Annotated in this window: 23 protein-coding genes and 1 tRNA gene; 8 read left to right on the forward strand and 16 right to left on the reverse strand. The window is 63.0% G+C overall.

From position 1 onward, the window contains the following. Positions 1–50: 50 nt before the first annotated feature. Positions 51–2,756, reverse strand: a complete 2,706-nt coding sequence (gene ppdK, locus AC1D1B_RS10005; RefSeq protein ID WP_477331628.1) for a pyruvate, phosphate dikinase — start codon at positions 2,754–2,756, stop codon at positions 51–53. Positions 2,757–2,996: 240 nt separating this feature from the next. Between ppdK and AC1D1B_RS10010 the strand changes: the two genes are divergently transcribed. Together AC1D1B_RS10010 and AC1D1B_RS10015 are read left to right on the forward strand one after the other, a co-directional pair. Then, positions 2,997–3,341: a VOC family protein gene (locus AC1D1B_RS10010; protein WP_477331630.1), complete on the forward strand. Its 345-nt coding sequence runs from the start codon at positions 2,997–2,999 to the stop codon at positions 3,339–3,341. 110 nt (positions 3,342–3,451) lie between these two features. Continuing rightward, positions 3,452–3,526, forward strand: a tRNA-Gln gene (locus tag AC1D1B_RS10015). Between the two features lie 117 nt (positions 3,527–3,643). Here the strand turns inward: AC1D1B_RS10015 and AC1D1B_RS10020 are convergent. The 7 genes from AC1D1B_RS10020 to AC1D1B_RS10050 all read right to left on the reverse strand — a co-directional run bounded on the left by AC1D1B_RS10020 (position 3,644) and on the right by AC1D1B_RS10050 (position 11,779). Beyond that, positions 3,644–3,937, reverse strand: coding sequence for a hypothetical protein (locus AC1D1B_RS10020; RefSeq protein WP_477331632.1), 294 nt, complete (start codon positions 3,935–3,937; stop codon positions 3,644–3,646). A gap of 352 nt (positions 3,938–4,289) precedes the next feature. Beyond that, the gene (locus AC1D1B_RS10025; RefSeq protein WP_477331634.1) at positions 4,290–4,529 is read right to left on the reverse strand and encodes a hypothetical protein; all 240 of its coding nucleotides are present in this window, start codon (positions 4,527–4,529) and stop codon (positions 4,290–4,292) included. A gap of 535 nt (positions 4,530–5,064) precedes the next feature. Further along, positions 5,065–5,676, reverse strand: coding sequence for a hypothetical protein (locus tag AC1D1B_RS10030; protein WP_477331636.1), 612 nt, complete (start codon positions 5,674–5,676; stop codon positions 5,065–5,067). Positions 5,677–5,770: 94 nt separating this feature from the next. Next, a complete protein-coding gene (locus AC1D1B_RS10035; RefSeq protein ID WP_477331638.1) occupies positions 5,771–6,754 on the reverse strand; it encodes an NAD-dependent epimerase/dehydratase family protein in 984 nt (327 codons plus the stop codon). Positions 6,755–6,856: 102 nt separating this feature from the next. Next, positions 6,857–10,315 (reverse strand): chromosome segregation protein SMC, encoded by a 3,459-nt coding sequence (gene smc / locus AC1D1B_RS10040; RefSeq protein WP_477331640.1) that lies wholly within the window; start codon positions 10,313–10,315, stop codon positions 6,857–6,859. Between the two features lie 69 nt (positions 10,316–10,384). Next, positions 10,385–11,116 carry a DsbA family protein gene (locus tag AC1D1B_RS10045; RefSeq protein ID WP_477263444.1) on the reverse strand — a complete coding sequence of 244 codons (732 nt, stop codon included), beginning with the start codon at positions 11,114–11,116 and terminating at the stop codon, positions 10,385–10,387. Positions 11,117–11,272: 156 nt separating this feature from the next. Then, the gene (locus AC1D1B_RS10050; RefSeq protein ID WP_477263442.1) at positions 11,273–11,779 is read right to left on the reverse strand and encodes a DUF721 domain-containing protein; all 507 of its coding nucleotides are present in this window, start codon (positions 11,777–11,779) and stop codon (positions 11,273–11,275) included. Between the two features lie 50 nt (positions 11,780–11,829). Between AC1D1B_RS10050 and mutY the strand changes: the two genes are divergently transcribed. Next, positions 11,830–12,975: an A/G-specific adenine glycosylase gene (gene mutY, locus AC1D1B_RS10055; protein WP_477331642.1), complete on the forward strand. Its 1,146-nt coding sequence runs from the start codon at positions 11,830–11,832 to the stop codon at positions 12,973–12,975. Between the two features lie 114 nt (positions 12,976–13,089). Continuing rightward, positions 13,090–13,701 (forward strand): HAD family hydrolase, encoded by a 612-nt coding sequence (locus tag AC1D1B_RS10060; protein ID WP_477331644.1) that lies wholly within the window; start codon positions 13,090–13,092, stop codon positions 13,699–13,701. A gap of 24 nt (positions 13,702–13,725) precedes the next feature. Here AC1D1B_RS10060 and AC1D1B_RS10065 read toward each other — a convergent pair whose 3' ends face one another. Beyond that, positions 13,726–14,859 carry a DNA methyltransferase gene (locus AC1D1B_RS10065; RefSeq protein WP_477331646.1) on the reverse strand — a complete coding sequence of 378 codons (1,134 nt, stop codon included), beginning with the start codon at positions 14,857–14,859 and terminating at the stop codon, positions 13,726–13,728. Between the two features lie 190 nt (positions 14,860–15,049). Between AC1D1B_RS10065 and AC1D1B_RS10070 the strand changes: the two genes are divergently transcribed. Continuing rightward, complete coding sequence (locus AC1D1B_RS10070) at positions 15,050–15,736, forward strand: HAD family hydrolase (protein ID WP_477331648.1); 687 nt, start codon at positions 15,050–15,052, stop codon at positions 15,734–15,736. A 2-nt stretch (positions 15,737–15,738) separates the two neighbouring features. Here the strand turns inward: AC1D1B_RS10070 and AC1D1B_RS10075 are convergent, their stop codons facing one another. The 7 genes from AC1D1B_RS10075 to AC1D1B_RS10105 all read right to left on the reverse strand — a co-directional run bounded on the left by AC1D1B_RS10075 (position 15,739) and on the right by AC1D1B_RS10105 (position 19,033). Beyond that, a complete protein-coding gene (locus AC1D1B_RS10075; RefSeq protein WP_477331650.1) occupies positions 15,739–16,176 on the reverse strand; it encodes a DUF1801 domain-containing protein in 438 nt (145 codons plus the stop codon). A gap of 13 nt (positions 16,177–16,189) precedes the next feature. Further along, positions 16,190–16,639, reverse strand: a complete 450-nt coding sequence (locus tag AC1D1B_RS10080) for a DUF1801 domain-containing protein (RefSeq protein ID WP_477331652.1) — start codon at positions 16,637–16,639, stop codon at positions 16,190–16,192. Between the two features lie 3 nt (positions 16,640–16,642). Then, entirely contained in the window at positions 16,643–16,864 is a 222-nt protein-coding gene (locus AC1D1B_RS10085) for a hypothetical protein (RefSeq protein WP_477331654.1), read from the reverse strand. A gap of 26 nt (positions 16,865–16,890) precedes the next feature. Next, complete coding sequence (locus AC1D1B_RS10090; RefSeq protein WP_477331656.1) at positions 16,891–17,283, reverse strand: VOC family protein; 393 nt, start codon at positions 17,281–17,283, stop codon at positions 16,891–16,893. 67 nt (positions 17,284–17,350) lie between these two features. Further along, positions 17,351–17,776: an SRPBCC family protein gene (locus AC1D1B_RS10095; RefSeq protein WP_477331658.1), complete on the reverse strand. Its 426-nt coding sequence runs from the start codon at positions 17,774–17,776 to the stop codon at positions 17,351–17,353. Continuing rightward, the gene (locus tag AC1D1B_RS10100) at positions 17,773–18,096 is read right to left on the reverse strand and encodes an ArsR/SmtB family transcription factor (protein WP_477331660.1); all 324 of its coding nucleotides are present in this window, start codon (positions 18,094–18,096) and stop codon (positions 17,773–17,775) included. The genes AC1D1B_RS10095 and AC1D1B_RS10100 overlap by 4 nt, the downstream gene beginning before the upstream one ends. Before the next feature lie 205 nt (positions 18,097–18,301). After that, complete coding sequence (locus tag AC1D1B_RS10105; protein ID WP_477331662.1) at positions 18,302–19,033, reverse strand: hypothetical protein; 732 nt, start codon at positions 19,031–19,033, stop codon at positions 18,302–18,304. Positions 19,034–19,161: 128 nt separating this feature from the next. On the opposite strand from AC1D1B_RS10105, the gene thrC reads away from it, so the two are divergent. From thrC to AC1D1B_RS10120, 3 genes are read left to right on the forward strand one after another with little or no spacing between them, the layout of a single operon-like run. After that, on the forward strand, positions 19,162–20,559 hold the full coding sequence (gene thrC, locus AC1D1B_RS10110; RefSeq protein ID WP_477331664.1) for a threonine synthase: 1,398 nt from the start codon (positions 19,162–19,164) through the stop codon (positions 20,557–20,559). 14 nt (positions 20,560–20,573) lie between these two features. Beyond that, entirely contained in the window at positions 20,574–21,866 is a 1,293-nt protein-coding gene (locus AC1D1B_RS10115; RefSeq protein ID WP_477331665.1) for a M16 family metallopeptidase, read from the forward strand. Between the two features lie 15 nt (positions 21,867–21,881). Continuing rightward, the gene (locus AC1D1B_RS10120; protein ID WP_181058308.1) at positions 21,882–22,478 is read left to right on the forward strand and encodes a GNAT family N-acetyltransferase; all 597 of its coding nucleotides are present in this window, start codon (positions 21,882–21,884) and stop codon (positions 22,476–22,478) included. The last annotated feature ends 1 nt before the right edge of the window (position 22,479 follow it).

Consider the following 22,479-nt stretch of genomic DNA (forward strand, 5'->3'; position numbering starts at 1 on the left):
GCCACCCTCGAGGTGGCCATCTGTGCGACGCGGAAAGAACTATGTCGAAATCAGGATGCCGCGGCGCTCTTTTTGGGGCGCGGCGCCACCATCTTGGCAATCTGCACCGCGGCCTGCGCGGCAGCCAATCTTGCGATCGGCACGCGATAGGGCGAGCACGAGACATAGTCGAGGCCGACCTCTTCGCAGAAGCGGATCGAGGCCGGGTCGCCACCATGCTCGCCGCAAATGCCGAGCTTGATGTCGGGCCGCGTCGCCCTGCCCTTTTCGGCAGCCATGCGCACCAGTTCGCCGACGCCTTCGATGTCGAGCGAGACGAACGGATCCTGCTCGATGATGCCCTTCTGGCGGTAGGTCTCGAGGAACGAGCCCGCATCGTCGCGCGAGATGCCGAAGGTGGTCTGGGTGAGGTCGTTGGTGCCGAAGGAGAAGAACTCGGCCGACTCGGCGATGACATGGGCGCGGATCGCCGCGCGAGGAAGCTCAATCATCGTGCCGGTCAAATAGTCGATCTTGACGCCGGTCTCTTCCATCACGCTTTTGGCGACGGCATCGATGCGCGCCTTGACGTAGTCGAGTTCCTTCACCAGGCCGACGAGCGGCACCATGATTTCGGGAACCACCAGCGCGCCGGCCTTCTTGCCGGCCTCGACGGCAGCTTCGAAAATGGCGCGCGCCTGCATCTCGGCGATCTCGGGATAGGAGACGGCGAGACGGCAGCCGCGATGGCCGAGCATCGGGTTGAACTCGTGCAAAGCCTCGGTGCGCTGCCGGAGCTTGTCCGGCGAGACATTCATGGCAGCGGCGACTTCCGCCACCTCGGCTTCAGTCTTTGGCAGGAATTCGTGCAGCGGCGGGTCGAGCAGCCGGATCGTCACCGGCAGGCCGGCCATGATCTCGAACAATTCGAGGAAATCCGAGCGCTGCATCGGCAAAAGCTTGGCCAAAGCAGTGCGACGGTCCTTCTCGGTGTCGGCCAGGATCATCTCGCGCATGGCGACGATGCGCTCGCCGTCGAAGAACATGTGCTCGGTGCGGCAGAGCCCAATGCCTTCGGCGCCGAAGGAGCGCGCCATGCGCGCATCGAGCGGCGTTTCGGCATTGGTGCGCACCTTCATGCGGCGCGCGCCGTCGGCCCATTCCATGATGGCTGCGAAGTCGCCGGACAGTTCCGGCTGCAGCATCGATACGGCGCCCTTCAGCACCTGGCCGTTGCTGCCGTCGATGGTGATGATGTCGCCTTTGCGGAAGGTCTGGCCCATCGACATCAGGGTGCCGGCCTTGTAGTCGACGCGCAGCGAGCCGGCGCCCGACACGCAAGGCTTGCCCATGCCGCGCGCCACCACTGCGGCGTGGCTGGTCATGCCGCCGCGCGTCGTCAGGATACCTTCCGAAGCATGCATGCCGTGAATGTCTTCGGGGCTGGTTTCGATGCGCACCAGGATCGCCTTGCGCCCTTGCGTCTTCAGCTCTTCTGCATCGGCGGACGAGAAGACGATCTCGCCGGTCGCCGCGCCCGGAGAAGCCGGCAGGCCGACGCCGATGACGTCGCGTGGCGCCTTCGGATCGATGGTCGGGTGCAACAGCTGGTCGAGCGAGGCCGGATCGATGCGGGCGACCGCCTCCTCCGTGGTGATCAGCTTGTCGCGCGCCATTTCGACGGCAATCTTCAGCGCCGCCTTGGCGGTGCGCTTGCCGGAGCGCGTCTGCAGCATCCACAATTTGCCGCGCTCGATGGTAAATTCGAGATCCTGCATGTCGCGGTAATGCTGCTCCAGCCGGTCGGAGATGTCGACGAAGGAGTGGAACGCGTCCGGCATCAGCTTCTGCAGCGAAGGCTTGTCGGAGCCGGCGGCAATACGCGCCGCCTCGGTGATGTTCTGCGGCGTGCGGATACCGGCAACCACGTCCTCGCCCTGCGCATTCACCAGGAACTCGCCATAGAGCATCTTTTCGCCGGTCGAGGGATTGCGGGTGAAGGCAACGCCGGTGGCCGAAGTGTCGCCCATATTGCCGAACACCATGGCCTGGATATTGACCGCGGTGCCCCAGCTTTCCGGGATGTCATGCAGGCGCCGGTAGGTGATGGCGCGGTTGTTCATCCAGCTCGAAAACACCGCGCCGATCGCGCCCCAAAGCTGCTCGTGCGGGTCCTGCGGAAACGGCTTGTCGAGTTCCTCCTCGACCTTGGCCTTGTAGAGCGCAATGACCCCCTGCCATTCCTCAGATGTCAGCTCGGTATCGAGTTCATAGCCGAGACTCGCCTTCTGGTCCTCGAGGATCTCCTCGAACACTTCGTGGTCGAGCCCCATGACGACATCGGAATACATCTGGATGAAGCGGCGGTAGCTGTCATAGGCAAAGCGGGCATCGCCGGAATCGGTGGCCAGCGCTTCGACCGTCTCGTCGTTGAGGCCGAGGTTGAGCACGGTGTCCATCATGCCGGGCATCGAGGCCCGCGCCCCGGAGCGCACCGAGACCAGCAGCAATTTCGACGGATCGCCGAAACGGCGTTCGGTCAGCGTGCCGATATGGTCCAGCGCTTTGACGACATCGGCTTTCAGCTGGGACGGATAGGCGCTGCCGTTGGCGTAATAGGCGTTGCAGACTTCGGTGGTCAGCGTGAAGCCCGGCGGCACCGGCAGACCAAGACTGCACATCTCGGCCAGATTGGCGCCCTTGCCGCCGAGAAGATTGCGGTCGCCCGCACGTCCCTCCGCGGCGCCATCGCCGAAGGTGTAGACCCATTTGGTCATGCTCGCCCTCCAAGTCCTTGGAAGATAGACAACACTTCCGTGGAAGATAGACAACACCGGGGCCAAGACCCGGTTCCCCCGCATTCCGACCCGAGCGTTATTATGCTGCAGTGCGAAAGGCAAGGCGTGGTCAGCCAAGCCCGGCCACTACAATCGATTAAGCAAAAGCTGCGTCAAAAAGACTTGCCGACTAGCCGCCCGCGATATAGAACATATAGGGAACAAGTTGGGAGTAGCGTGATGAAACTCAACGGAAAAATCGACTATCTCGAATTGCCTGCAACCGGCGGCACGCTGGACAGCGTCAAGGCTTTCTACAGTTCTGCCTTCTCCTGGTCGTTCACCGACTATGGGCCGACCTATTCGGCTTTTGGCGAAGGGCTCGACGGCGGCTTCCAGGCGGATGCCACGGAGGCGCCGGCCAAACCGCTGCCGGTGCTTTATTCGCAGAATCTGGAAGCAACCCTAGACGCGGTCGAGAATGCCGGCGGCTCGATCATCAAGCCAATCTTTTCGTTCCCGGGCGGCAGGCGGTTCCATTTCACTGATCCGGCCGGCAATGAGCTGGCGGTCTGGGGCGAATAGCGAGCACCCGTGCCGAGCGGTGGATCAGTTTTGCACAGGGGCCAACTCGGCATTGAGCTTTCGTGCCGCTCGTCCTATAAGGCCGCGCGCAGCGGGCAAAGCTCGCCTGCTGGGGCGTCGCCAAGTGGTAAGGCATCGGTTTTTGGTACCGACATTCCCAGGTTCGAATCCTGGCGCCCCAGCCAATTCGTATGTCTTTTGAACTCAATGATTTACAGACGTCGTGAATGGCTGCCGTCATGGGCTATCCGAGTCCCCACGCGACCCGACTCCATCCACAGAGCCGGGCCGTGCGAAGAGGATCAGTAGTCGTTGTCGTCCTGGATGATAACGGGATGATAATGCCGATGATGGCGACGCTCGATCGAGCCGGTCACGATAACAGTATCCGGGCGATGATGTCTGCGGCCGTGGTCGTAGAAGGCAACCGTGCCGTGCTTGCGGTGATGAAGGCGTTGACCCTGGTCATTGATGATCTTGACGCTCTTGTGATGATGTCGATGGTGGGTCGTGATGATGACGTCAGCTTCGGCTGCCGAAGCTACCGCCGGCATCGCGATGAACAGCGCCAAAGCGCTCGCGATCATTGTTTTCATTGCAATATCTCCATCTGCTAATTTTCCCTTCGCGGGGATAACCGCGTCCCACCCCTTTGGTTCCGAGCGGCGTTGTCGGTTCACGCGGCGCGATCAATGGCGGCTGCTCCGCTCAACACGGCATGTCGAAAGAGGAATTGCGACACCAGGTCTTGTTGGCTGCATCTGGTGAAGACGTTCTTTCAAAGCCAACCACGAGGAGTTGCGCAACTCGACAAAGCAGCGCTGCGCATGACCCTCTATGTCGTCGGGTTCGAACTGCTGATCTGGGGTGTGAAGCATCTGTCTTACGAGGAAGACCGCCGGCACACGTCTTTCAGGACTTCCCGAGAGGGCCACCAATCCGGCCGTCTCAGATCCCGTAGGAAAGTGCAAGGTAGACCACCGGTGCCAGGATCAGCAAAATACCCATCGCGATAACTACCGCGATTCCAAGGCGCTCTGTTCGCCTGACAAGGTCAGCGACTTTGTCGTCGTCAGCGGACGGTATGAGGTCAAGGATCGAAGAAACTTCCGGGGTATGGGTATGAATGTCGTTGTCGTTTGCTGGTCGGGTTGCGCCTTCACGCACTGATCTCTGGACAAAGGTCACTGTTAGCCTCGTTGTTGAAACGCACGCCGTTTGGGGTGAACGGAAATCGGGTGCCCGCTACTCTCTGAGGATTGGCGGGCACCCGATTGACCGCCGATGAAGGGACTCACGCTCGGCAGCCCGGTCCTAATGTATTTGGAGGGCATAGGTTGCCGCCTTCAGACCTATGGCTCTGGCACCAGGACTTCAGTCATACCCTGCTCGGACCTTGGTCCGCCGGCCGACGAAAGGGATGGCGGCCATTTGTTTCGACGCAGAAAAATGCGGGAACGTTAGTTGGCTCTAACGAGTTCACTCCCAGCAACAGATTTCGGGAGAGGTATCATGAACAACATAATTTGGCTCGTCGGAGCAGTGGTCATCGTGATTGCGATCTTGAGCTTCCTTGGCTTCCGATAAACGTGGCGTCTGCCGAATTGGCGACAAACACGAACTCGTTCGCGCACAACTTCGGGTGATGAGTTGAGGGCGCCATGCGTCCCATCATATTTCAGCAACCGAAGTTGCGTGTTGATCCGACATGACAATCCGGCCGTCAGTTCGTCTTGCGGCCAAAGGCACGGGCGGCGCGTCTAAACAGGCCGAGGCCCGCTTCAGTCGGTTTGGCTGGCGATGCTTGCACCGTCGTCTTCTCGTGCGCGGGATGATTTCTGGGGTCGGAGGCCATGGCCATCACCGCTTTGTTGGCGTCGAATTTCGATGCGGGCCGGGCGTTGGTCATTTTCTGCCGGGTCAGATCCGAGCATGTCGGCTTGCCGTTCGCATCGAGAATCTCGCCCATGGTCAGCTTCCTGGTGAAGAGATGAAGGTCATACACGGCGTAGCGGACGGCTTCCGCGGTATAAGCGCCACTGGCGGCCTTGGCATGGATCTCCATCAATTTGGGGATCAGGAAATGGGCCTTGCCGGCATCCGATTCACCTTCATAAGGCAGTGTGCTCCAGTCCGCCTTTATGAACGACGATCTGAAGTCGGCGGTCTCTTGCCAAAGCGCAACGGCGGTTGCCGGATCGACAAAAGCCGCGACGTAGTTGCCTTTCATGTTGTGGGCGATCCCCTGCCCGTCGAGCAGCTCCTTGCATTCCGGGACAAGCCAGACGGCTTTCGGAAAGATCGACTGCATTTCGAAGTCGTAGTTCAGGTCCACCGCAAGCCTCCCCGTCGTCTTGACGTTGCGTCAATCTCTCAGTTTGCGCTTAAATTTCCCTCTCCGCAGGCACACAATGGCCGGCTTCCCGCAGTCAGCGATCTGCCGCCTTTGCCATCCATTCCGAGCGGTACCAGTCGACGAATTTCTTCAGGCCATCCTCGATCGAGACGCTGGGCCTGAAACCGAAATCGCGTTCCAGCGCCGTCATGTCGGCATAGGTCTGCTCGACGTCGCTGGTCTGCATCGGCTCGCTGTTGCGGATGGCGGTGACGCCGAGCAGGCGCTCCAGCGTGGTTATGAAATCGTCGAGCCGCTCGGGCCGATTGTTGCCGACATTATAGATCCGGCATGGCGGCGCCTCGACCGGCGGCTTGTCGAGCACGGCGACAATGGCGCGAACGACATCGTCGATATAGGTGAAATCGCGCCACATCTCGCCATCGTTGAAGACCCGGATCGGCCTGCCCTCCAGCATCGCCTGGGTGAACAGCCAGTAGGCCATGTCGGGCCGGCCCCAGGGGCCGTAGACGGTGAAGAAGCGCAGGCCGGTCAGCGGCAGGCCAAAGAGATGAGCGTAGGTGTGGCTCATCAACTCGTCGGCCTTCTTGGTGGCGGCATAGAGCGATACCGGCCTGTCGACCTGATCGGTCTCCGAGAACGGCACCTTGCGGTTGCCGCCATAGACCGAACTCGACGAGGCATAGACCAGGTGCTCGAAGCCGGCTGTTGCGCGGCAGAATTCGAGCACTTCGAGATGACCGACGACGTTGGAACGGACATAGAGCCGGGGATTGTCCAGCGAATGGCGCACGCCCGCTTGTGCCGCCAGATGCACGACCTTGACGATGCCTTGTCCGGCCAGCGCATCAGCGAGCGCGCCAGGCTCGGCGATGTCGAGCTGGTGAAAGGAAAAGCCATTATGTGGCGTGAGGCGGGCGAGCCGGCCCTCCTTGAGCGCCAGGTCGTAATAGTCGTTCATGTTGTCGACGCCGACGACCGCTTCGCCACGGTTCAGCAAATGATGGCAGACATGGCTTCCGATGAACCCCGCGGCTCCGGTGACGAGTACAGGCAACAGGATTCTCCAAGCGCATGGGCAAACCAGCCGTCAGTTGGCTGCGTTCCATTGCTGCTATAGTCGAAAGCCGAAATTGAGGCCACTGGCCAAGCTGACGCGTCAGCTCGCCTCGCGCATCGCCTCGGCGGCCTGCAGATCGACCGACACCAGCTGGCTTACGCCCTGCTCGGCCATGGTCACGCCGAATAGGCGATTCATGCGCGCCATGGTGATCGGATTATGGGTGATGATGACGAAGCGCGTCTCAGTGGTCGCGGCCATTTCGTCCATGAGGTTGCAGAAGCGCTCGACATTGTGGTCGTCGAGCGGCGCGTCGACTTCGTCGAGCACGCAGATCGGCGCCGGATTGGTCAGGAACACGGCAAAGATCAGCGACATCGCCGTCAGCGCCTGCTCGCCACCGGACAGCAGTGTCATCGTCTGCGGCTTCTTGCCGGGCGGACGTGCGAGGATTTCGAGCCCGGCTTCGAGCGGATCGTCTGACTCGATCAGCTGCAGCTCCGCCGTGCCGCCACCGAACAGATGCGAGAACAGCCGCTGGAAATGGCCGTTGACGACCTCGAAAGCGGCGAGCAGCCGTTCGCGGCCCTCGCGGTTCAGGCTTTGGATCGCCTGCCTGAGCTTGCGGATCGCCTCGATGATGTCTTCGCGCTCGGAAACGATGGTCTCCAGCCGGTCCGACAGTTCCTTCTGCTCTTCCTCGGCGCGCAGATTGACGGCGCCGAGCCGTTCGCGCTCGACCTTCAGCCGGTCGAGCTGGCGCTCGATCTCGGCCATTTCCGGCATCGGGCTGTCGGCTTCCAGGCCGGTGTGGCGGATGACCAGATGCGGCGGCGTGTTCAGCGTTTCCTGGATGCGCGCCTCGACCTCGAGCCGGCGCTCGTCGGCGGCGGTCAGCCGCTCTTCGGCACGGACGCGGGTTTCGCGGGAATCGGCCAGCGACTGGATTGCCGCGGTGGCGGCCTTGTCCAGCTCGGCCTGCTTGTTCTCGGCCTCCTGCAAACGGTCGGCGGCGGCCTTGCGCAAGGTCTCGGCCTCGGTCAGTTGCGACAGCAGCGCGCGCCGCCTGGCGTCGATTTCGTCGGGCGCGTCGGCCAAGGTCTCGCGCTCCGCTTCGGCTTCGGCCCTGCGCTCGCCGAGCGAGGCGATCTGCGTCGAAGCGTTTTCGGCACGCTGCAGCCAGCTGCTGCGCTCGGCGCCAATGGCGTCGAGCCGGCGTGTGCGCGCCTCGGCTTCGCGGCGCAGGCCCTCATGCACGGCGCGCGCGTCGGCAAGGGTTGCGCGGTCCCTGCCGACATTGGCGGCGGATTGTTCGAGCTGCAATTGCAGGTCGCCTAGATCGGGCGCGTCTTGCAGCAGCATTTCGGCCTCGGCAAAGGCGGCGGCCGTCTCTTCATGGCTGTCGACGATGCGCGCGCGCGCCTCGTCCAGGGCGGCGCGACGGCTTGCCAGTTCACCGCCGGCCTTTTCAGCCTCGGCCAGCGCGTTGCGGGCGGCGTCCAGCCCGTGCTGGGCATCGCGCCCGGCCTGGCGCGCGTTGCGCTCGGCCTCGCTCGCCTGGCGCAGCGCCTGTTCGGCTTGGGCCAGCGCGGCTTCCGCCTCGCGCACGATCTGCGTCGCCTGCACCGCCTCGGCATCGAGTTCGGCCAACCGGTTCTTCTGCGCCAGCCGCTGCGCGGCTGCGGTCGGTGCATCGGCGCTGGCGGTCAGTCCATCCCAGCGCCACAGCGCGCCGTCGCGGCTGACCAGCCGCTGGCCGGGCGCAAGCAGCGCCTGCAGCCGGCGGCCGTCAGCAGTATCGACAATACCGATCTGCGCTAGCCTGCGGGCGAGCTGCGAAGGCGCGCGCACTACGCTGGCAAGGCTCTTGATGCCTTCGGGCAAAGCCGCATCGCCTGATTGAACCTGGCTTTCGCCCCAATGCACCGGTGCGCTGCGGTCGAGCGGCACGTCGAGATCCTCGCCAAGAGCCGCACCAAGCGCCGTCTCATAGCCGCGCTCGACGCTGAGCTGCTCCAGCACCGATGGGAAAAGATCGCCGCTGGCGGCATTGAGGATCTTGGCCAGCGTGCGGGCTTCGGTCTCGATCCCGGCGAGTTCCGCCCTGGCATCCTGCAGCGGCGGACGGGCGGCACTCTCGGCAGCACGAGCCTCGACAACCGCCTGTTCGGCTGATATGGCGCCGGCCTCGGTTTCCTCCAGCCGGGCGAGCGCGTCCTCGACCAGAGCACGCTTCTCGGCAGGATCGGGCAAGCCCGCGACCTTCGACACGATCTCCGACAGTTCGCGGTCGACGTCGACCAGTTGGCGGGCAAAGCGGTCGCGGCGCTCGGCGGTTTCGCGCAGCGTGCGCTCGATCTGGTTGCGCGAGGCGGCCGCCTCGGCCCGTTCGGCGGTCAGCGCGGCGAGCCTGGCTTCGCTCTGCGAGAGTGTCGCGCCAGCCTGCTCGAAAGCGGCCCGCGTGGTGGCTTCACGTTCGGCGGCGCCGGCATTTTCGGAGTTGAGCGTGGCTTCTTCCTCGCGCAGGCGCTCGAGGATATCCGCATTGTCGCGCACCATGCGCTCTTCGCGGGCGATGTCGCCGTCGAGTTGCTGCAGCCGGCGCTCGAGTTCGGCCTGGCGGGCGCGGATGCGGCCGGCCTCCTCCTCGATCTGCGCTTTAGCGATAGACAGGCGCTGGAAAGCGGCGGCCGCTGCCGCTTCGGCGTCACGCAGATCGGGCAGCCGGTGGGCACCGATGCCTTGCTCCCGGGCGGCGTTCATCTGCGCCGAGGCGCGATCACCGACCAAAGCGGTGGCAACGGCAAGCGCCGAGCGCGCCTCGCCTTCCTGGGTCTTGGCAAGCGTCCAGCGCAGATGCAGCAGCGTGGCTTCGGCCTTGCGGATATCGGCCGACAGGTTCTTGAAGCGCGAGGCTTGGCGCGCCTGGCGCTTCAGGCTTTCGATCTGGCTCTCCAGTTCGCCGACGACGTCGTCCAGCCGTTCCAGATTCTGCTCGGCAGCCTTCAGCCTAAGCTCGGCCTCGTGCCGGCGCGTGTGCAGGCCGGAAATGCCGGCTGCTTCTTCGAGCAGCGCGCGGCGTGCCTGAGGCTTGGCCTGGATCAGTTCGCCGATGCGGCCCTGGCCGACCATCGAGGGCGAGCGGGCGCCGGTCGACTGGTCGGCGAACAGAAGCTGTACGTCCTTGGCGCGGGCTTCCTTGCCGTTGATGCGATAGAGCGAGCCGGCCTCACGCTCGATGCGGCGCGACACCTGCAACTCATCGGCGTCGTTGAAGGCGGCGGGCGCGGTGCGGTCGCTGTTGTCGAGGAACAGCGTCACTTCGGCGGTATTGCGGGCCGGACGCGTTCCCGAACCGGAAAAGATCACATCGTCCATGCCGGACGCACGCATGTTCTTGTACGAGCTTTCGCCCATCACCCAGCGCATCGCCTCGACGAGGTTCGACTTGCCGCAGCCATTCGGCCCGACAATACCGGTCAGGCCGCGTTCGATGACGAACTCGCCGGGTTCGACGAAGGACTTGAAGCCGAGGAGGCGGAGGCGCGAAAACTTCATTCGCGCCTGCCTGGAAGACACGGAGGTGCGCAGACGCCAAAGCGCAGTCGCTCCGACGTCGCCTGGACGTCAGAGCAGAGGGTCGATGATGGCCGACATTTCCTCAATCGACATCGCACCTTTGTAGGTCTTTCCGTTGATGAAGAAGGTCGGCGTCGAGTCGACCTTGAATTCATCGGCGCCGCGCTTCTGGACCGATCTCACATCGTCCAGAAGTTTCTGGTCCGTCAAGCAGGCCTCGAAGGACTCCTGTGTAAAACCGGCGAGCTTGGAGATCTGCAGCAGCGCATCCTTGGTATTGTTGACGCCGACCCAGTTGGGCTGCTGCTTGAACAGCACGTCGACCATGGGGAAATAATTGTCCTTTGAACAGCGCGCCAGCATGAAACCGGCCTCGGCGCTCGGATCGAAGGGGAATTCGCGCAGGATGTAGCGCGCCTTGCCGGTGTCGATGTATTTGGTCTTCAACTCAGGGAAGGTGGTCGCGGCGAAATGCGCGCAATGCGGGCAGGTCATCGAAGCATATTCAACGATGGTGACCTTGGCGTCGTCCTTGCCGAGCTGCTTGTCGGGCAGAGCGCCAGGCTTCAGCAGCTCCGCCATGTTGACGTCGCCCGTCGAGTCCGGCGCCTTGGCGGCGGCCGGCGTGGCAGGCGTCGCAGCAGGTACGGCTGGCGCCGCAGGCTTCACGTCCGCAGCCTTGGCGTCCTCGCCGGAATCGCTGCATGCGGCGAGCAGTGCCACTGCCGGAATGGCTGCCAGCGACGACAGGAGGTTTCTGCGGGACAAGCTACGGTTCATGCGAATCACCTGACAATGGTTGGATTTTGCAATGCAAAGGCTAGAAAAGGCGAGAGTTGGCGGGAATTAAGGCATCGCTGTCCCCATTCCAATCGCCTAACTCTATATGCATCATCACGAATGCGCGAGATTGGTGACGGGTTCATGACCGGCCGACTACCCTGGCCTCTTCCGCTCGCCGAGAATAGTGGCGCCCAGCCGCTCGAGCGAGGCGCGCAGGCCCTCATCCTCGATCTTGCCCACGGTATCGGACAATTTGGCCTTTTCGACAGCCGTCAGCGGCCTGGGAGCCGGTTTCGGCCGGGCTTTCTCTGACAGCACCGGCTTCTGCACGATCCTGATGCGGCCGATTGCGTTGAAGCCAAGGAAAGAATTGACGCGGTTGATGATTTCGCCCGTCTCGTGCTGCAAATGAAGCGCCGCCATGCCTTCGCAGGCGATGACCAGCGTCGCCGGCTCGAACGGGTCGTCCTCATGCATACGGCGCGGCCATTGAATTTTTTCCGGGCGCGAATGGCCGGCAAGGCGCGGCCCGGCGATCTCTTCCCACGACTGCACCAGCCCGATCGAAATGCCGGCCCGCTTGCGCAGCACGGGATCGAGAATCTGGGTCGCGAGATCGCTCACCGGAACGGGATTGCCGTAAGGCGTTCTCCCTGCCATGTACGTTCTCCAGCCACGCTCCACACCAGCTTAGAGCCAGCCCGCGATCAATGGCACTGCACGAACAGACCCGCAAGGCCGCATCCGGAGACAGCGGCAAAGCCGCGTCCGGAGACAGCGGCAAAGCCGCGTCTGACATCCCGACCCGCCTGCTGGCCTGGTACGACGCACACCATCGTGAGCTGCCATGGCGGATCACGCCGCGCGCGGCGGCTAGCGGCAAAATGCCCGATCCCTACCGCATCTGGCTGTCGGAAGTGATGCTGCAGCAGACCACTGTCGAAGCGGTAAAATCCTATTTTCGCGCTTTCGTCGAAAAATGGCCTGATGTCGGGGCACTCGCCGCAGCGCCGACCGAGGATGTGATGAAGGCCTGGGCCGGGCTCGGCTACTATTCGCGGGCCCGCAACCTCAAGGCCTGTGCCGATCTCGTTGCAAAGCAAGGCGGGCGCTTTCCCGACAATGAAGCCGGCCTCCGCGAATTGCCGGGCATCGGCGCCTATACGGCGGCGGCGATCGCGGCAATCGCCTTCGACCGGCCGGCGGCTGTCGTCGACGGCAATGTCGAGCGCGTCATCTCGCGGCTCTATTCGATCGCAACCCCGGTCAGCGAGGCCAAGCCCGAAATCCGCGCACTGGTCGAGAAGCTGGTTCCGCAATCCAGGCCCGGCGACTTCGCCCAGGCGATGATGGACCTTGGCGCGACCATCTGCACGCCAAAGCGGCCGCGTTGCATGCTGTGCCCGGTGCGCGAGGATTGCACCGCCATCCTCTCCGGCGATCCCGAGCGCTTTCCGGTCCGCCTGCCGAAGGCCGACAAGCCGTTGAGGCGCGGCGCTGCCTTCGTGGCCGAACGCGGCGACGGCGCCATCCTGTTGCGCAAACGGCCCGACAAAGGCCTGCTCGGCGGCATGACCGAGGTGCCGACCACCGGCTGGACCGCGCGGATCGACGGCGCAACGACGGCGGAAGCCGCTCCCTTCCCCGCGGACTGGCGGCGCGCCGGCCAGATTGCGCATGTCTTCACTCATTTCGCGCTCGAGCTCGACGTCTTTCATGCGCAGGTGAAACGTGATGCGCCGGAAGGGCATTTCTGGTCGCTGGCCCATGACATTTCCGGGGAAGCGCTGCCAACCGTCATGAAAAAGGTAATCGAAGCGGCGATACCGGGCGCGACCAAAGCGCGTCTTGTGTGAGGCGATCACACCGCGACGCGCTTTGGGTTGTTTTTTGTGCATGTCGTTTTCCCAAAACCGCTGCACACTTTTGGGCGACATGCAGCAAGCAGCGTCCGCATTGAAGGGATAAAGATGCCTGAAATCCGCCACATCGTGTTCGACATCGGCCGCGTGCTGATCCACTACGATCCGAACATTCCGTTCAGCCGCCTGATCCCCGATGCCGAAGAGCGCAAGTGGTTCTTCGACAATGTCTGCACGCATGACTGGAACATCGAGCAGGACCGTGGCCGGACGTGGGAAGAGGCGGAAGCACTGCTGATTGCCGAGCATCCCGATCACGCTGAAAACATTCGCAATTTCCGCCGCCACTGGCACGAGATGGTGCCGCATGCCTATGACGACAGCGTCGCCATCATGCTGGGCCTGATCGAGAGCGGCCACGACGTAACCATGCTGACCAATTTCGCCGCCGACACGCTTGCTGAAGCCCGCGAGCGCTTCGACTTCCTCAGCCGCCCGCGCGGCGTCACCGTGTCGGCCGACATCCATGAGATCAAGCCCGACCGCGCCATCTACGATCACCACGTCGCCGCGTTCGGGCTCGAACCATCGGCCACATTGTTCATCGACGACAGCCCCAGAAATGTCGACGGAGCCAAGGCAGCCGGCTGGCAGTCAGTGCTGTTCACGGATGCAAAAACGCTCAAGGCGGACCTTGAGCGTTTTGGGATTGAAGTCTGATCTTAGGCGGTTGCGGAAGGGCAATCAGGCCCCTGCTCGCTCCATGCCGAGCCTGGCGATGCGGCGCAGCTCGTCGATCGGGGTCAGGCCGCCGCTGCGCTCATAGTGCCAGAAGGTCCAGCCATTGCAGGCGTCCAGCCCCTGCACCTCGGCGCCGATCTTGTGGATCGAGCCAGCGCTGTCGCCGATCGCCACCGTCCCGTCTGCGCGCACCTTGGCCGACCAGCGCTTCTTGGCGTCGTAAAGCGTGGCGCCGGGCTGCATTAGCCCGGTGTCGATGAGGCTGACAAAGGCGACGCGCGGTTCGGCGCGCTTGCCGGTGAGCACCGTCAAATCGGCGCTTTCCAGCGGCCGCACGGCGTCGATGCGCTCATTGGCGGCGTCGATATAGGCCTGCTCACGCTCGATGCCGACGAAATGGCGGCCAAGCCGCTTGGCGACGGCGCCGGTGGTGCCGGAACCGAAGAACGGGTCGAGCACGATGTCGCCCGGCTTGGTCGAGGCCATCATGATGCGGGCAAGCAGCGCTTCCGGCTTCTGCGTCGGATGCAGCTTGTCGCCATTGTCGTTCTTCAGCCGCTCGCCGCCGGTGCAGATCGGGAACAGCCAGTCGGAACGCATCTGGATGTCGTCGTTGGAGGCCTTCATGGCTTCGTAGTTGAAGGTGTAGCCCTTGCCCTTCTGGTCGCGCGAGGCCCAGATCATGGTCTCATGCGCGTTCTGGAAGCGACGGCCGCGGAAATTCGGCATCGGATTGGTCTTGCGCCAGACGACATCGTTGAGGATCCAGAAGCCGAGATCCTGCATCTTGGCGCCGACGCGGAAGATGTTGTGGTAGGAACCGATGACCCAGATGGTGCCATTGGGCTTCAGTACGCGGCGCGCCGCCAAGAGCCAGGCGCGGGTGAAGGCGTCATAGGCCTCGAAGCTCTCGAACTGGTCCCAGTCATCGTCGACGGCATCGACCTTGGACTGGTCGGGCCGGTGCAGGTCGCCGTCGAGCTGCAGATTGTAGGGCGGATCGGCGAAGATGATGTCGATGGATTTTTCCGGCAGCCGGTCGAGTGCGGCAACGCAATCGCCCTTGAGGATCGTGTCCAGCCACTCGGATTGCTGGGGAGCGTGAGAAAGGTCGTCGAGAAGACGCACGGCAGACATGTTTACACCCAAAGCACGCGTTACTGTTTACTCCCCGTTATGGTTACCGATCAGCGTAAATATTCGGTGAAGGGCGAAATCGGCGCGGCATCCCTGACTCCGTTAATTTGCGCAGCCCGGCCCGTTGGTGTATGTCGCGCCGCTTGAGCCCTGCCGGGCCTGCCACCGCCCTCCCTCGTTCCGGATTGCCATGCCCCAGCCAGATCTTGTCATCTTCGATTGCGACGGCGTACTCGTCGATTCCGAAATCATCGCAGCCCGCGTCGAAGCCGAACTGCTGACACTCGCCGGCTTCGAAATATCGGCCGAAGAGATCGCGGAAAGCTATGCCGGGCTGACCTTCAAGGACATCATGATGCGGGTCGAGGAAAAATCCGCCATACCGTTCCAGGCCTCGATGATCGACCGCGCCGAAGAGCTGGTCGACCGCAAATTGCGCAGCGATGTGCGCGCCATCGACGGCGCGCGCGAAGCGGTTGCGGCGGTCACCGCGCCGCGCTGCGTCTGCTCGAATTCACGCTCCGAGCGGATCGAATTCATGCTGGAGAAGGTGGGCCTGCTGCCGTTCTTCGCCGGCCGGATTTTTTCAGCGCTGGAGATACCGAGCAAGAAGACCAAGCCCGCCCCCGACGTGTTCCTGGTCGCGGCCGAGAAACTCAACGCCAATCCGGCAAACACCTTCGTCATCGAAGATTCGGTGCACGGCGTCGCCGGCGCCAGGGCCGCCGGCATGCGCGTCATCGGCTTCACCGGCGCCGCGCACAGCTATCCCGGCCATGCCGACGCACTGACCGAGGCCGGTGCCGAAACCGTCATCCGCCGCTGGGCCGAATTGAAAAGCGTGATTGCCGCGCTGTCCGAGTGGTCAGACGCCTGACCTTACTCCTTGGCTTTGGCCAGCTTGGCGCGCGCCGGTTTCTTCTTTGCCCCGTTATAGGCGATGGCGGCGCGGACGAGCGCTTTCAGCGCATCCGCATCGATCTCCTCACCCTCGGAAACATCGATGGCGCGCCACACTTTGCCATTGAGGCCGTTGTTGAACAGCTTGTCGGGATCCGGCAGGCTGGCGCCGTGCGAAAAGGTCAGCTTCACCTTTTCCTTGTGAGCGTTGCCGACGGCGATCATGCCGTCGCGCGACCACACCGGGCTGCCCATCCACTTCCACTCCTCGATGATTTCGGGATCGGCGTCGAGGATGGCCTTGCGCAGGCTGGCCAGCGTCTTGCCCCGCCAATCGTCAAGTTCGCGGATTCTGGCGTCTATCCGCTCGGAAGCAGAGGGTCCCGCCTCTGACTTGTTCGCACCGCTGGTCTTCATGGTCTGCCTCCGTTCACATCTTCTCGCCGGGCAGTTTACTGGCCTGCTTCACCCAGGCGATAAAGCGGTCTTCGTCGATCTCCTCGCCTTCATGAATGTCGAGATAGCGCACGTCCTTTTGCCTGGAACCACCGGGAGGGACGGGATCCAGCGAGGCGCCGCGGAAGAAGGCGACCTTGACGTAGTTGGTGAAGCAATGAAGGCTGATGAACCAGCCCTCGCCTTCGATGCCATATAGCGGCGAGTTCCATTTGACGGCCTTGTAGACACCGGAGACGGTGTCGGTGATGAGCGCGTCGAGACGGCGCCCAACATCGCTCTTCCAGTCCGGCATGGCCGCGATATAGGCCTGCACCGGGCCATCTCCGTAGCCCTTGGCGATCTGCGGATTGCCGCCTGAAAGCAGGACCGGTTTCGCCGCGTCCTGCTTTGCAGCCTTCAATTGTCCGGGCGCCTTCGCCATGTCCTACCCTTGCGCGCCCTGCTCGTCACGCGATCTCGCGACGTAAGGCAGCACGAACATATAGAGCCCGCTGAACAGCAGCAGGAACAACGGCAGCAGCGGCGAATAGACCACCCATGCCGGAGGCTGCCCGAATGCCATGGTGATGAAATTGGCTGCCACGGTCAGCGTGAAGATGATCGACAGCCAGCGGTGAGTTTGGCGTATCCATTTGCTCCAGTTCATTGCCACCTCCTCTTGAAAACGAGCGCTTACCAGCGTGCCAGCTGGGTGATCTGGATGAGATTGCCGCAGCTGTCGTTGAGCTGGGCAATGGTCGAGCCGGTCACTTCAGTTGGCGCCATGGCAAACGCGCCGCCGCGCCCCTTGATGCGCTCGTAGTCGCCCTTGACGTCGTCGGTGAACAGCATGAGCGCGGGCTGGCCCTGTTTGAAGATGGCCTGCTGGTAGGTTTTGGCAGCCGGGTTGTCGTTGAGCGCGAGTTGCAGCTCGGTTCCCTCGGGCTCGTCGGGCGAGGTTACGGTCAGCCAACGAAAAGGCCCGTTGCTGAAGTCGGCCTTCACGGCAAAGCCCAGCACGTCGGTGTAAAAACGCAGTGCGTTGTCCTGGTTGTCCACATAGACGCTGGTCAGCTTGATCTTCATTGATTTCTCCATTTTTGCGTTTGGTGCCCCAAGATCAGGGCATGGCGCTGAATTGTGCCGGCAGGCCTCAATCTGGCTTCGCCAGAACCTGTTCCAGCTTGGTGAGGAATTGCTGCCAACCGACCCGGGCGCCGCCATAGGCCTGCTTCTGGCTCGGATGGAAGCCCGACTGCTCGACGCGCAGATGGGTTCCCGTGCTGGTGGGCGTGAGCGTGAACGTCACCACGCTCTTCAGATTGTAGGCGGCATCCTCATGGGCAAAATCCCAGCTGTAGGACAGCGTCCTGTTTGGTTCGATGGCCAGCACCTCGCAGTCGAGCACGCCGCCCCAGTCGCCGCGAAGATTGAAACTGTGGCCGATGACAGGCTTGAAATCGTTCTTCATGAGCCACTCCTCCATCAGATGCGGTTGTGTCAGTGCCCGCCAGATCCTTTCCGCCGGCCAGGATATTTCGCGTTCCACGACGACGGTGCGCAGTTCCGGCTTACTCACTGGTCCATCCTTTTCAGCAGATCCTCGAGATGGTCGAAACGGGTTTCCCAGAATCCGGTCATCTGAACTGTCCAGTCGGCCAGCGGACCAAGTGCCGCGGGCTGGGCGCTGTAATGGGTCTGCCGTCCCGCGTGGCGGTCGCGCACCAGGCCGGCCAGTTTTAAAACGCCGAGATGTTTCGACACCGCCGGCTGCGAGACCCCGGACTGCGCCGTCAGCGCCCCAACGGTCTGCTCACCCTGGCGGCAAAGGCGCTCGAAGATGGCCCGCCGGGTCGGGTCGGCAAGCGTTCTGAACAGAGTGTCGTGGGCGTCTGGCATCGGGATCAATAACCTGCGAGCTATTGATCGACGTATAACCGCCGAGATATGAATGAGTCAAGTGCGCTGGTGGAATGGATCAGGATTTAAAGCGCAAGACGCCACCTGCCTGCAGGCGCACACCTGCAGGGTAACGATCGGATCGTTTCGATCTTTCAGAGAGTTGACCGCCACCGTCGCAGCCGCGACGGCGCCCAGGCGACGCCTAGTTCGTCGCCGGAGCCCGCTTCTTTTTCTTGCCGGACTTCTTGTCCGCCGCCGCCGGCGCGGTGTCGTCATAGCCGGCATAGACCTGGTAGTCTCTGGCGGACGGCTCGGGCACGACGACGTTGGAATCGGTGAAGACGAACTGGGTGGCGGTCGAGGGATCGCTGACCTGGATCTGATAGGGGTGGATCTGCGAATAAAGCACGTCCGTGCCGTGCATGACGGCGATGCGGATCGGCATGGTGATGGTGCCGGGGGTGAACATCGGTCCCGGCACGATCTTGCCGGCAACCCCAACCTTCATCGTCAGCTGGCCGTTGGCACGGCTGCAATCGCGGCTCACATCGCTGATCGAGGCCTGGTAGATGATCTTGGTCGGATCCTTGTTCGGGTCGACGATGGTGCCATCCGGCGCTGTCTGCGCGGCGGCAGCGGCCTCGGCACCCTGCGCGGCGTCAGCCTTTTTCTTTTTCGGTTGCGGCGCGCCCTTGGCATAGGTGTTGAAATAGGCGGTGCCGTCACGCACCGTCACTTTCGGGCAATAGGCCTGCAGCTGGCTGGCGAGAATCTTAGGGTCCTGCGGCGGTATTGGCGCGTTCGGGTCGGCTTTCTTGCCTATTCCGAGGTTGAGGATGCCATTGTCGCTCGATTGGCAGCCGGCGGCGGCAAGCATAAAGCCGGTGAGCGCCAGACCCGCGACAAAGCGACGGTCGAACTTATAAAACGCCATGAAACTGCACTTCCCTCTCGCAAAGCTGGTGACGTATAGCAACGGCGCGGCAAAAATGCGACTGAGCCAGCGCAGAAATTAACCACTCTGTGGTGAACGGAAACGCCAAGCGGCAACGGGTCTGTGACATGCAATATGTGAGTACTCGCGGGGAAGCGCCCGCGCTGGGATTTTCCGACGCGGTGCTGGCCGGACTGGCACGCGACGGCGGGCTCTATGTGCCGCGCGAGTGGCCGCGGTTTTCGGCAGCCGATATCCGCGCCATGCGGGGCCTGCCCTATGCCGACCTCGCCATCCGCGTGCTGACGCCGTTCCTCGGCGGCGAGATCGCCGCCCCCGTCTTCGAACGCCTGGTGCGCGAAGCCTATGCCACCTTCCGCCACCAGGCCGTCTGCCCGCTGGTGCAGACCCGCCCGAACACCTTCATCCTCGAGCTCTTCCACGGTCCGACGCTGGCTTTCAAGGACGTCGCCATGCAGCTGCTTGCCCGGCTGATGGACCATGTGCTGGCCGAGCGCGGCCAGCGCGCCACGATCGTCGGCGCCACGTCAGGCGACACCGGCGGAGCGGCAATCGACGCCTTTGCCGGCCGCGACCGCACCGATATCTTCGTGCTGTTCCCGCATGGCCGCGTCTCGCCGGTGCAGCAGCGGCAGATGACGACATCGACCGCCGCCAACGTCCAGGCGCTGGCCATCGAAGGCAATTTCGACGATTGCCAGGGCCTGCTGAAGGATATGTTCAACGACCACGCCTTTCGCGATGGCGTCTCGCTCTCGGGCGTCAATTCGATCAACTGGGCCCGCATCATGGCCCAGATCGTCTATTATTTTTCCTCGGCGCTTTCGCTCGGCGCACCAGATCGGCCGGTGTCCTTCACCGTGCCGACGGGCAATTTCGGCGACATCTTTGCGGGTTACGCCGCGAAAAAGATGGGCCTGCCGATCGAGCGGCTGATCGTCGCCACCAACGACAACGACATATTGGCGCGCACCTTCGCGACTGGCGAATACCGCACCAAGGGTGTGTTTGCGACCACGTCGCCATCGATGGACATCCAGGTGTCGTCGAACTTCGAGCGCCTGCTCTTCGAGGCCTCCGACCGCAATGCCGAGACCGTTCGGCGTTACATGGCCGGGCTGAAGCAGTCCGGCGCCTTCACCATCGAAACGACTGAAATGGCCAGGATGCGGGCCGAATTCGACGCCGGCCGCGCTGACATGGATGAAGTCGCCGCCACCATCCGATCGACGCTGGAAACAAGCAACTATCTGCTCGACCCGCACACGGCGGCGGCCGTGCATGTCGCCGCCGGCAAGGCTGACGGCGCAGTGCCGATGGTGGTGCTGGGCACCGCCCATCCGGCGAAGTTCCCGGCCGCCGTCGAAGCCGCCTGCGGCGTGTCACCGGCCCTGCCCGCATGGCTGGGGTCCTTGATGTCAGCCGACGAAAAATACACGGTACTTCCATCCGACCTGAAAATGGTGGAAGATTACGTGAGCCGCCACTCAAGGGCAGCGCGTTAGGGAGTACTTGCCATATGGGTGTTGAGGTAAGCCGTCTGTCGAACGGCCTGACAGTCGCCACCGAAACCCTTCCAAGCCTCGAATCCGTTGCCCTTGGTGCCTGGGTTAAGTCGGGCGCTCGCAATGAGCGTGACGAAGAGCACGGAATGGCCCATTTGCTTGAGCATATGGCCTTCAAGGGCACGAAAAGGCGTACCGCCTTCGAAATCGCTTCGGAAATCGAGGATGTCGGCGGCGAGATCAATGCCGCCACCAGCGTCGAGACGACGTCCTACTATGCCAGGGTGTTGTCCGACGACGTGCCGCTGGCGGTCGATATTCTGGCCGACATCCTGCAGGAGTCCGAGTTCGATCCGCAGGAGCTGGAGCGCGAGCAGCATGTGATCCTGCAGGAGATCGGCGCCGCGCACGACACGCCTGACGACATCGTCTTCGACCGTTTCACCGAGACGGCGTTTCGCCACCAGACGATCGGCCGCTCGATCCTCGGCACGCCGGAAACCGTCAAATCCTTCACCTCCAAACAGCTGCACGATTTCATCGAACGCCAATATGGCGCCGAGCGCATGGTGGTCGTGGCGGCCGGCGACATCAAGCACGACAATTTCGTGCGCGAGGTCGAAAAGCATCTCGGCGGCTTCCGCAGCAAGGCCGACAGCACCATGCCGCAATATGCGCAGTATGTCGGCGGCGATTTCCGTGAAGACCGCGACCTGATGGATGCGCAGATCGTGCTCGGCTTCGAAGGCCGCGCCTATCATGTGCGCGACTTCTACGCCTCGCAGGTGCTGTCGATGATCCTCGGCGGCGGCATGTCATCACGGCTGTTCCAGGAGGTCCGTGAAAAGCGCGGCCTGTGCTACTCCGTCTATGCCTTCCATTGGGGCTTTTCCGACACCGGCATTTTCGGCGTCCATGCCGCGACCGGACAGAGCGACATCGCCGAACTGGTGCCGGTCATCATCGACGAGTTGCAGAAGGCCGGCGAAAACATCCTGCAGGAAGAACTCGACCGGGCCCGTGCGCAATACCGCGCCGGACTGATCATGTCGGCGGAAAGCCCGGCCAGCCGCGCCTCGCAGATCGCCAGGCAGCTGCTTTTGTTCGGCCGGCCGATTGCCAAGGAGGAGTTGATGGAACGACTGTCGGCGCTGACCATCGAGCGGCTGACCGACCTGTCGTCACGGCTGTTTTCGACCAAGCCGACGCTGACCGCCGTCGGCCCCGTGGGTACGCTCGCGCCCTATGAGGCGATCCTCGATTCGCTTGCGGGCACGCACACCACGGCCCGCAAGCTCGCCGTCTAAGCCCCTCAAGCGCCCGTGTTCGCGCTCCCTTTCTTTCGCCGTGACCTGCCGGCACTGAAGGGCGACCGGGTGACGCTGCGCGTGCCCTACACCAACGACTATCGCGAGTGGTCGGCACTGCGCGGCGAAAGCCGCGGCTTCCTCGAACCGTGGGAGCCGCGCTGGACGCCCGATGAGCTCGACCGCACCGCCTGGCGGCTACGCATCGGCCGCTACCGCGAAGACTATGCACAGGGAACCGCGATCGCCTTCTTCATCTTCGAGAAGGCCAGCGGCAAGCTTGCCGGTGGCATTACGCTCGGCAACATCCGCCACGGCGTCTCCCAAAGCGGCCATGTCGGCTACTGGATCGGCGAGCGTTTCGGCGGCCGCGGCCTGATGACCGACGCGGTCAAGGTGGTCTGCCGCTTCGCCTTTGATACGCTGAGGTTGCACCGGATCGAAGCTGCCTGTATTCCCGACAACGCCCGGTCGATCCGCGTGCTTGAAAAAGCCGGATTCCGGCGCGAAGGACTTTTGCGATCCTACCTCAGGATCAACGGCATCTGGCAGGACCACTACCTCTACGCCCGGATCGCGGACGATCCGCCGGGCGGTGGAACGAAGGACTGAT

The organism is Mesorhizobium sp. P2_C5_2 (assembly GCF_056404535.1).

What these genes read in the sequence shown, in the direction of transcription:
- ppdK (WP_477331628.1), bottom strand. Translation starts at nt 2,756, where the DNA reads ATGACCAAATGGGTCTACACCTTCGGCGATGGCGCCGCGGAGGGACGT.
- AC1D1B_RS10050 (WP_477263442.1), bottom strand. Translation starts at nt 11,779, where the DNA reads ATGGCAGGGAGAACGCCTTACGGCAATCCCGTTCCGGTGAGCGATCTC.
- AC1D1B_RS10010 (WP_477331630.1), top strand. Translation starts at nt 2,997, where the DNA reads ATGAAACTCAACGGAAAAATCGACTATCTCGAATTGCCTGCAACCGGC.
- AC1D1B_RS10100 (WP_477331660.1), bottom strand. Translation starts at nt 18,096, where the DNA reads ATGCCAGACGCCCACGACACTCTGTTCAGAACGCTTGCCGACCCGACC.
- AC1D1B_RS10080 (WP_477331652.1), bottom strand. Translation starts at nt 16,639, where the DNA reads ATGGCGAAGGCGCCCGGACAATTGAAGGCTGCAAAGCAGGACGCGGCG.
- AC1D1B_RS10065 (WP_477331646.1), bottom strand. Translation starts at nt 14,859, where the DNA reads ATGTCTGCCGTGCGTCTTCTCGACGACCTTTCTCACGCTCCCCAGCAA.
- mutY (WP_477331642.1), top strand. Translation starts at nt 11,830, where the DNA reads ATGGCACTGCACGAACAGACCCGCAAGGCCGCATCCGGAGACAGCGGC.
- AC1D1B_RS10105 (WP_477331662.1), bottom strand. Translation starts at nt 19,033, where the DNA reads ATGGCGTTTTATAAGTTCGACCGTCGCTTTGTCGCGGGTCTGGCGCTC.
- AC1D1B_RS10085 (WP_477331654.1), bottom strand. Translation starts at nt 16,864, where the DNA reads ATGAACTGGAGCAAATGGATACGCCAAACTCACCGCTGGCTGTCGATC.
- AC1D1B_RS10090 (WP_477331656.1), bottom strand. Translation starts at nt 17,283, where the DNA reads ATGAAGATCAAGCTGACCAGCGTCTATGTGGACAACCAGGACAACGCA.
- AC1D1B_RS10075 (WP_477331650.1), bottom strand. Translation starts at nt 16,176, where the DNA reads ATGAAGACCAGCGGTGCGAACAAGTCAGAGGCGGGACCCTCTGCTTCC.
- AC1D1B_RS10115 (WP_477331665.1), top strand. Translation starts at nt 20,574, where the DNA reads ATGGGTGTTGAGGTAAGCCGTCTGTCGAACGGCCTGACAGTCGCCACC.
- AC1D1B_RS10070 (WP_477331648.1), top strand. Translation starts at nt 15,050, where the DNA reads ATGCCCCAGCCAGATCTTGTCATCTTCGATTGCGACGGCGTACTCGTC.
- smc (WP_477331640.1), bottom strand. Translation starts at nt 10,315, where the DNA reads ATGAAGTTTTCGCGCCTCCGCCTCCTCGGCTTCAAGTCCTTCGTCGAA.
- AC1D1B_RS10045 (WP_477263444.1), bottom strand. Translation starts at nt 11,116, where the DNA reads ATGAACCGTAGCTTGTCCCGCAGAAACCTCCTGTCGTCGCTGGCAGCC.
- AC1D1B_RS10020 (WP_477331632.1), bottom strand. Translation starts at nt 3,937, where the DNA reads ATGAAAACAATGATCGCGAGCGCTTTGGCGCTGTTCATCGCGATGCCG.
- AC1D1B_RS10060 (WP_477331644.1), top strand. Translation starts at nt 13,090, where the DNA reads ATGCCTGAAATCCGCCACATCGTGTTCGACATCGGCCGCGTGCTGATC.
- thrC (WP_477331664.1), top strand. Translation starts at nt 19,162, where the DNA reads ATGCAATATGTGAGTACTCGCGGGGAAGCGCCCGCGCTGGGATTTTCC.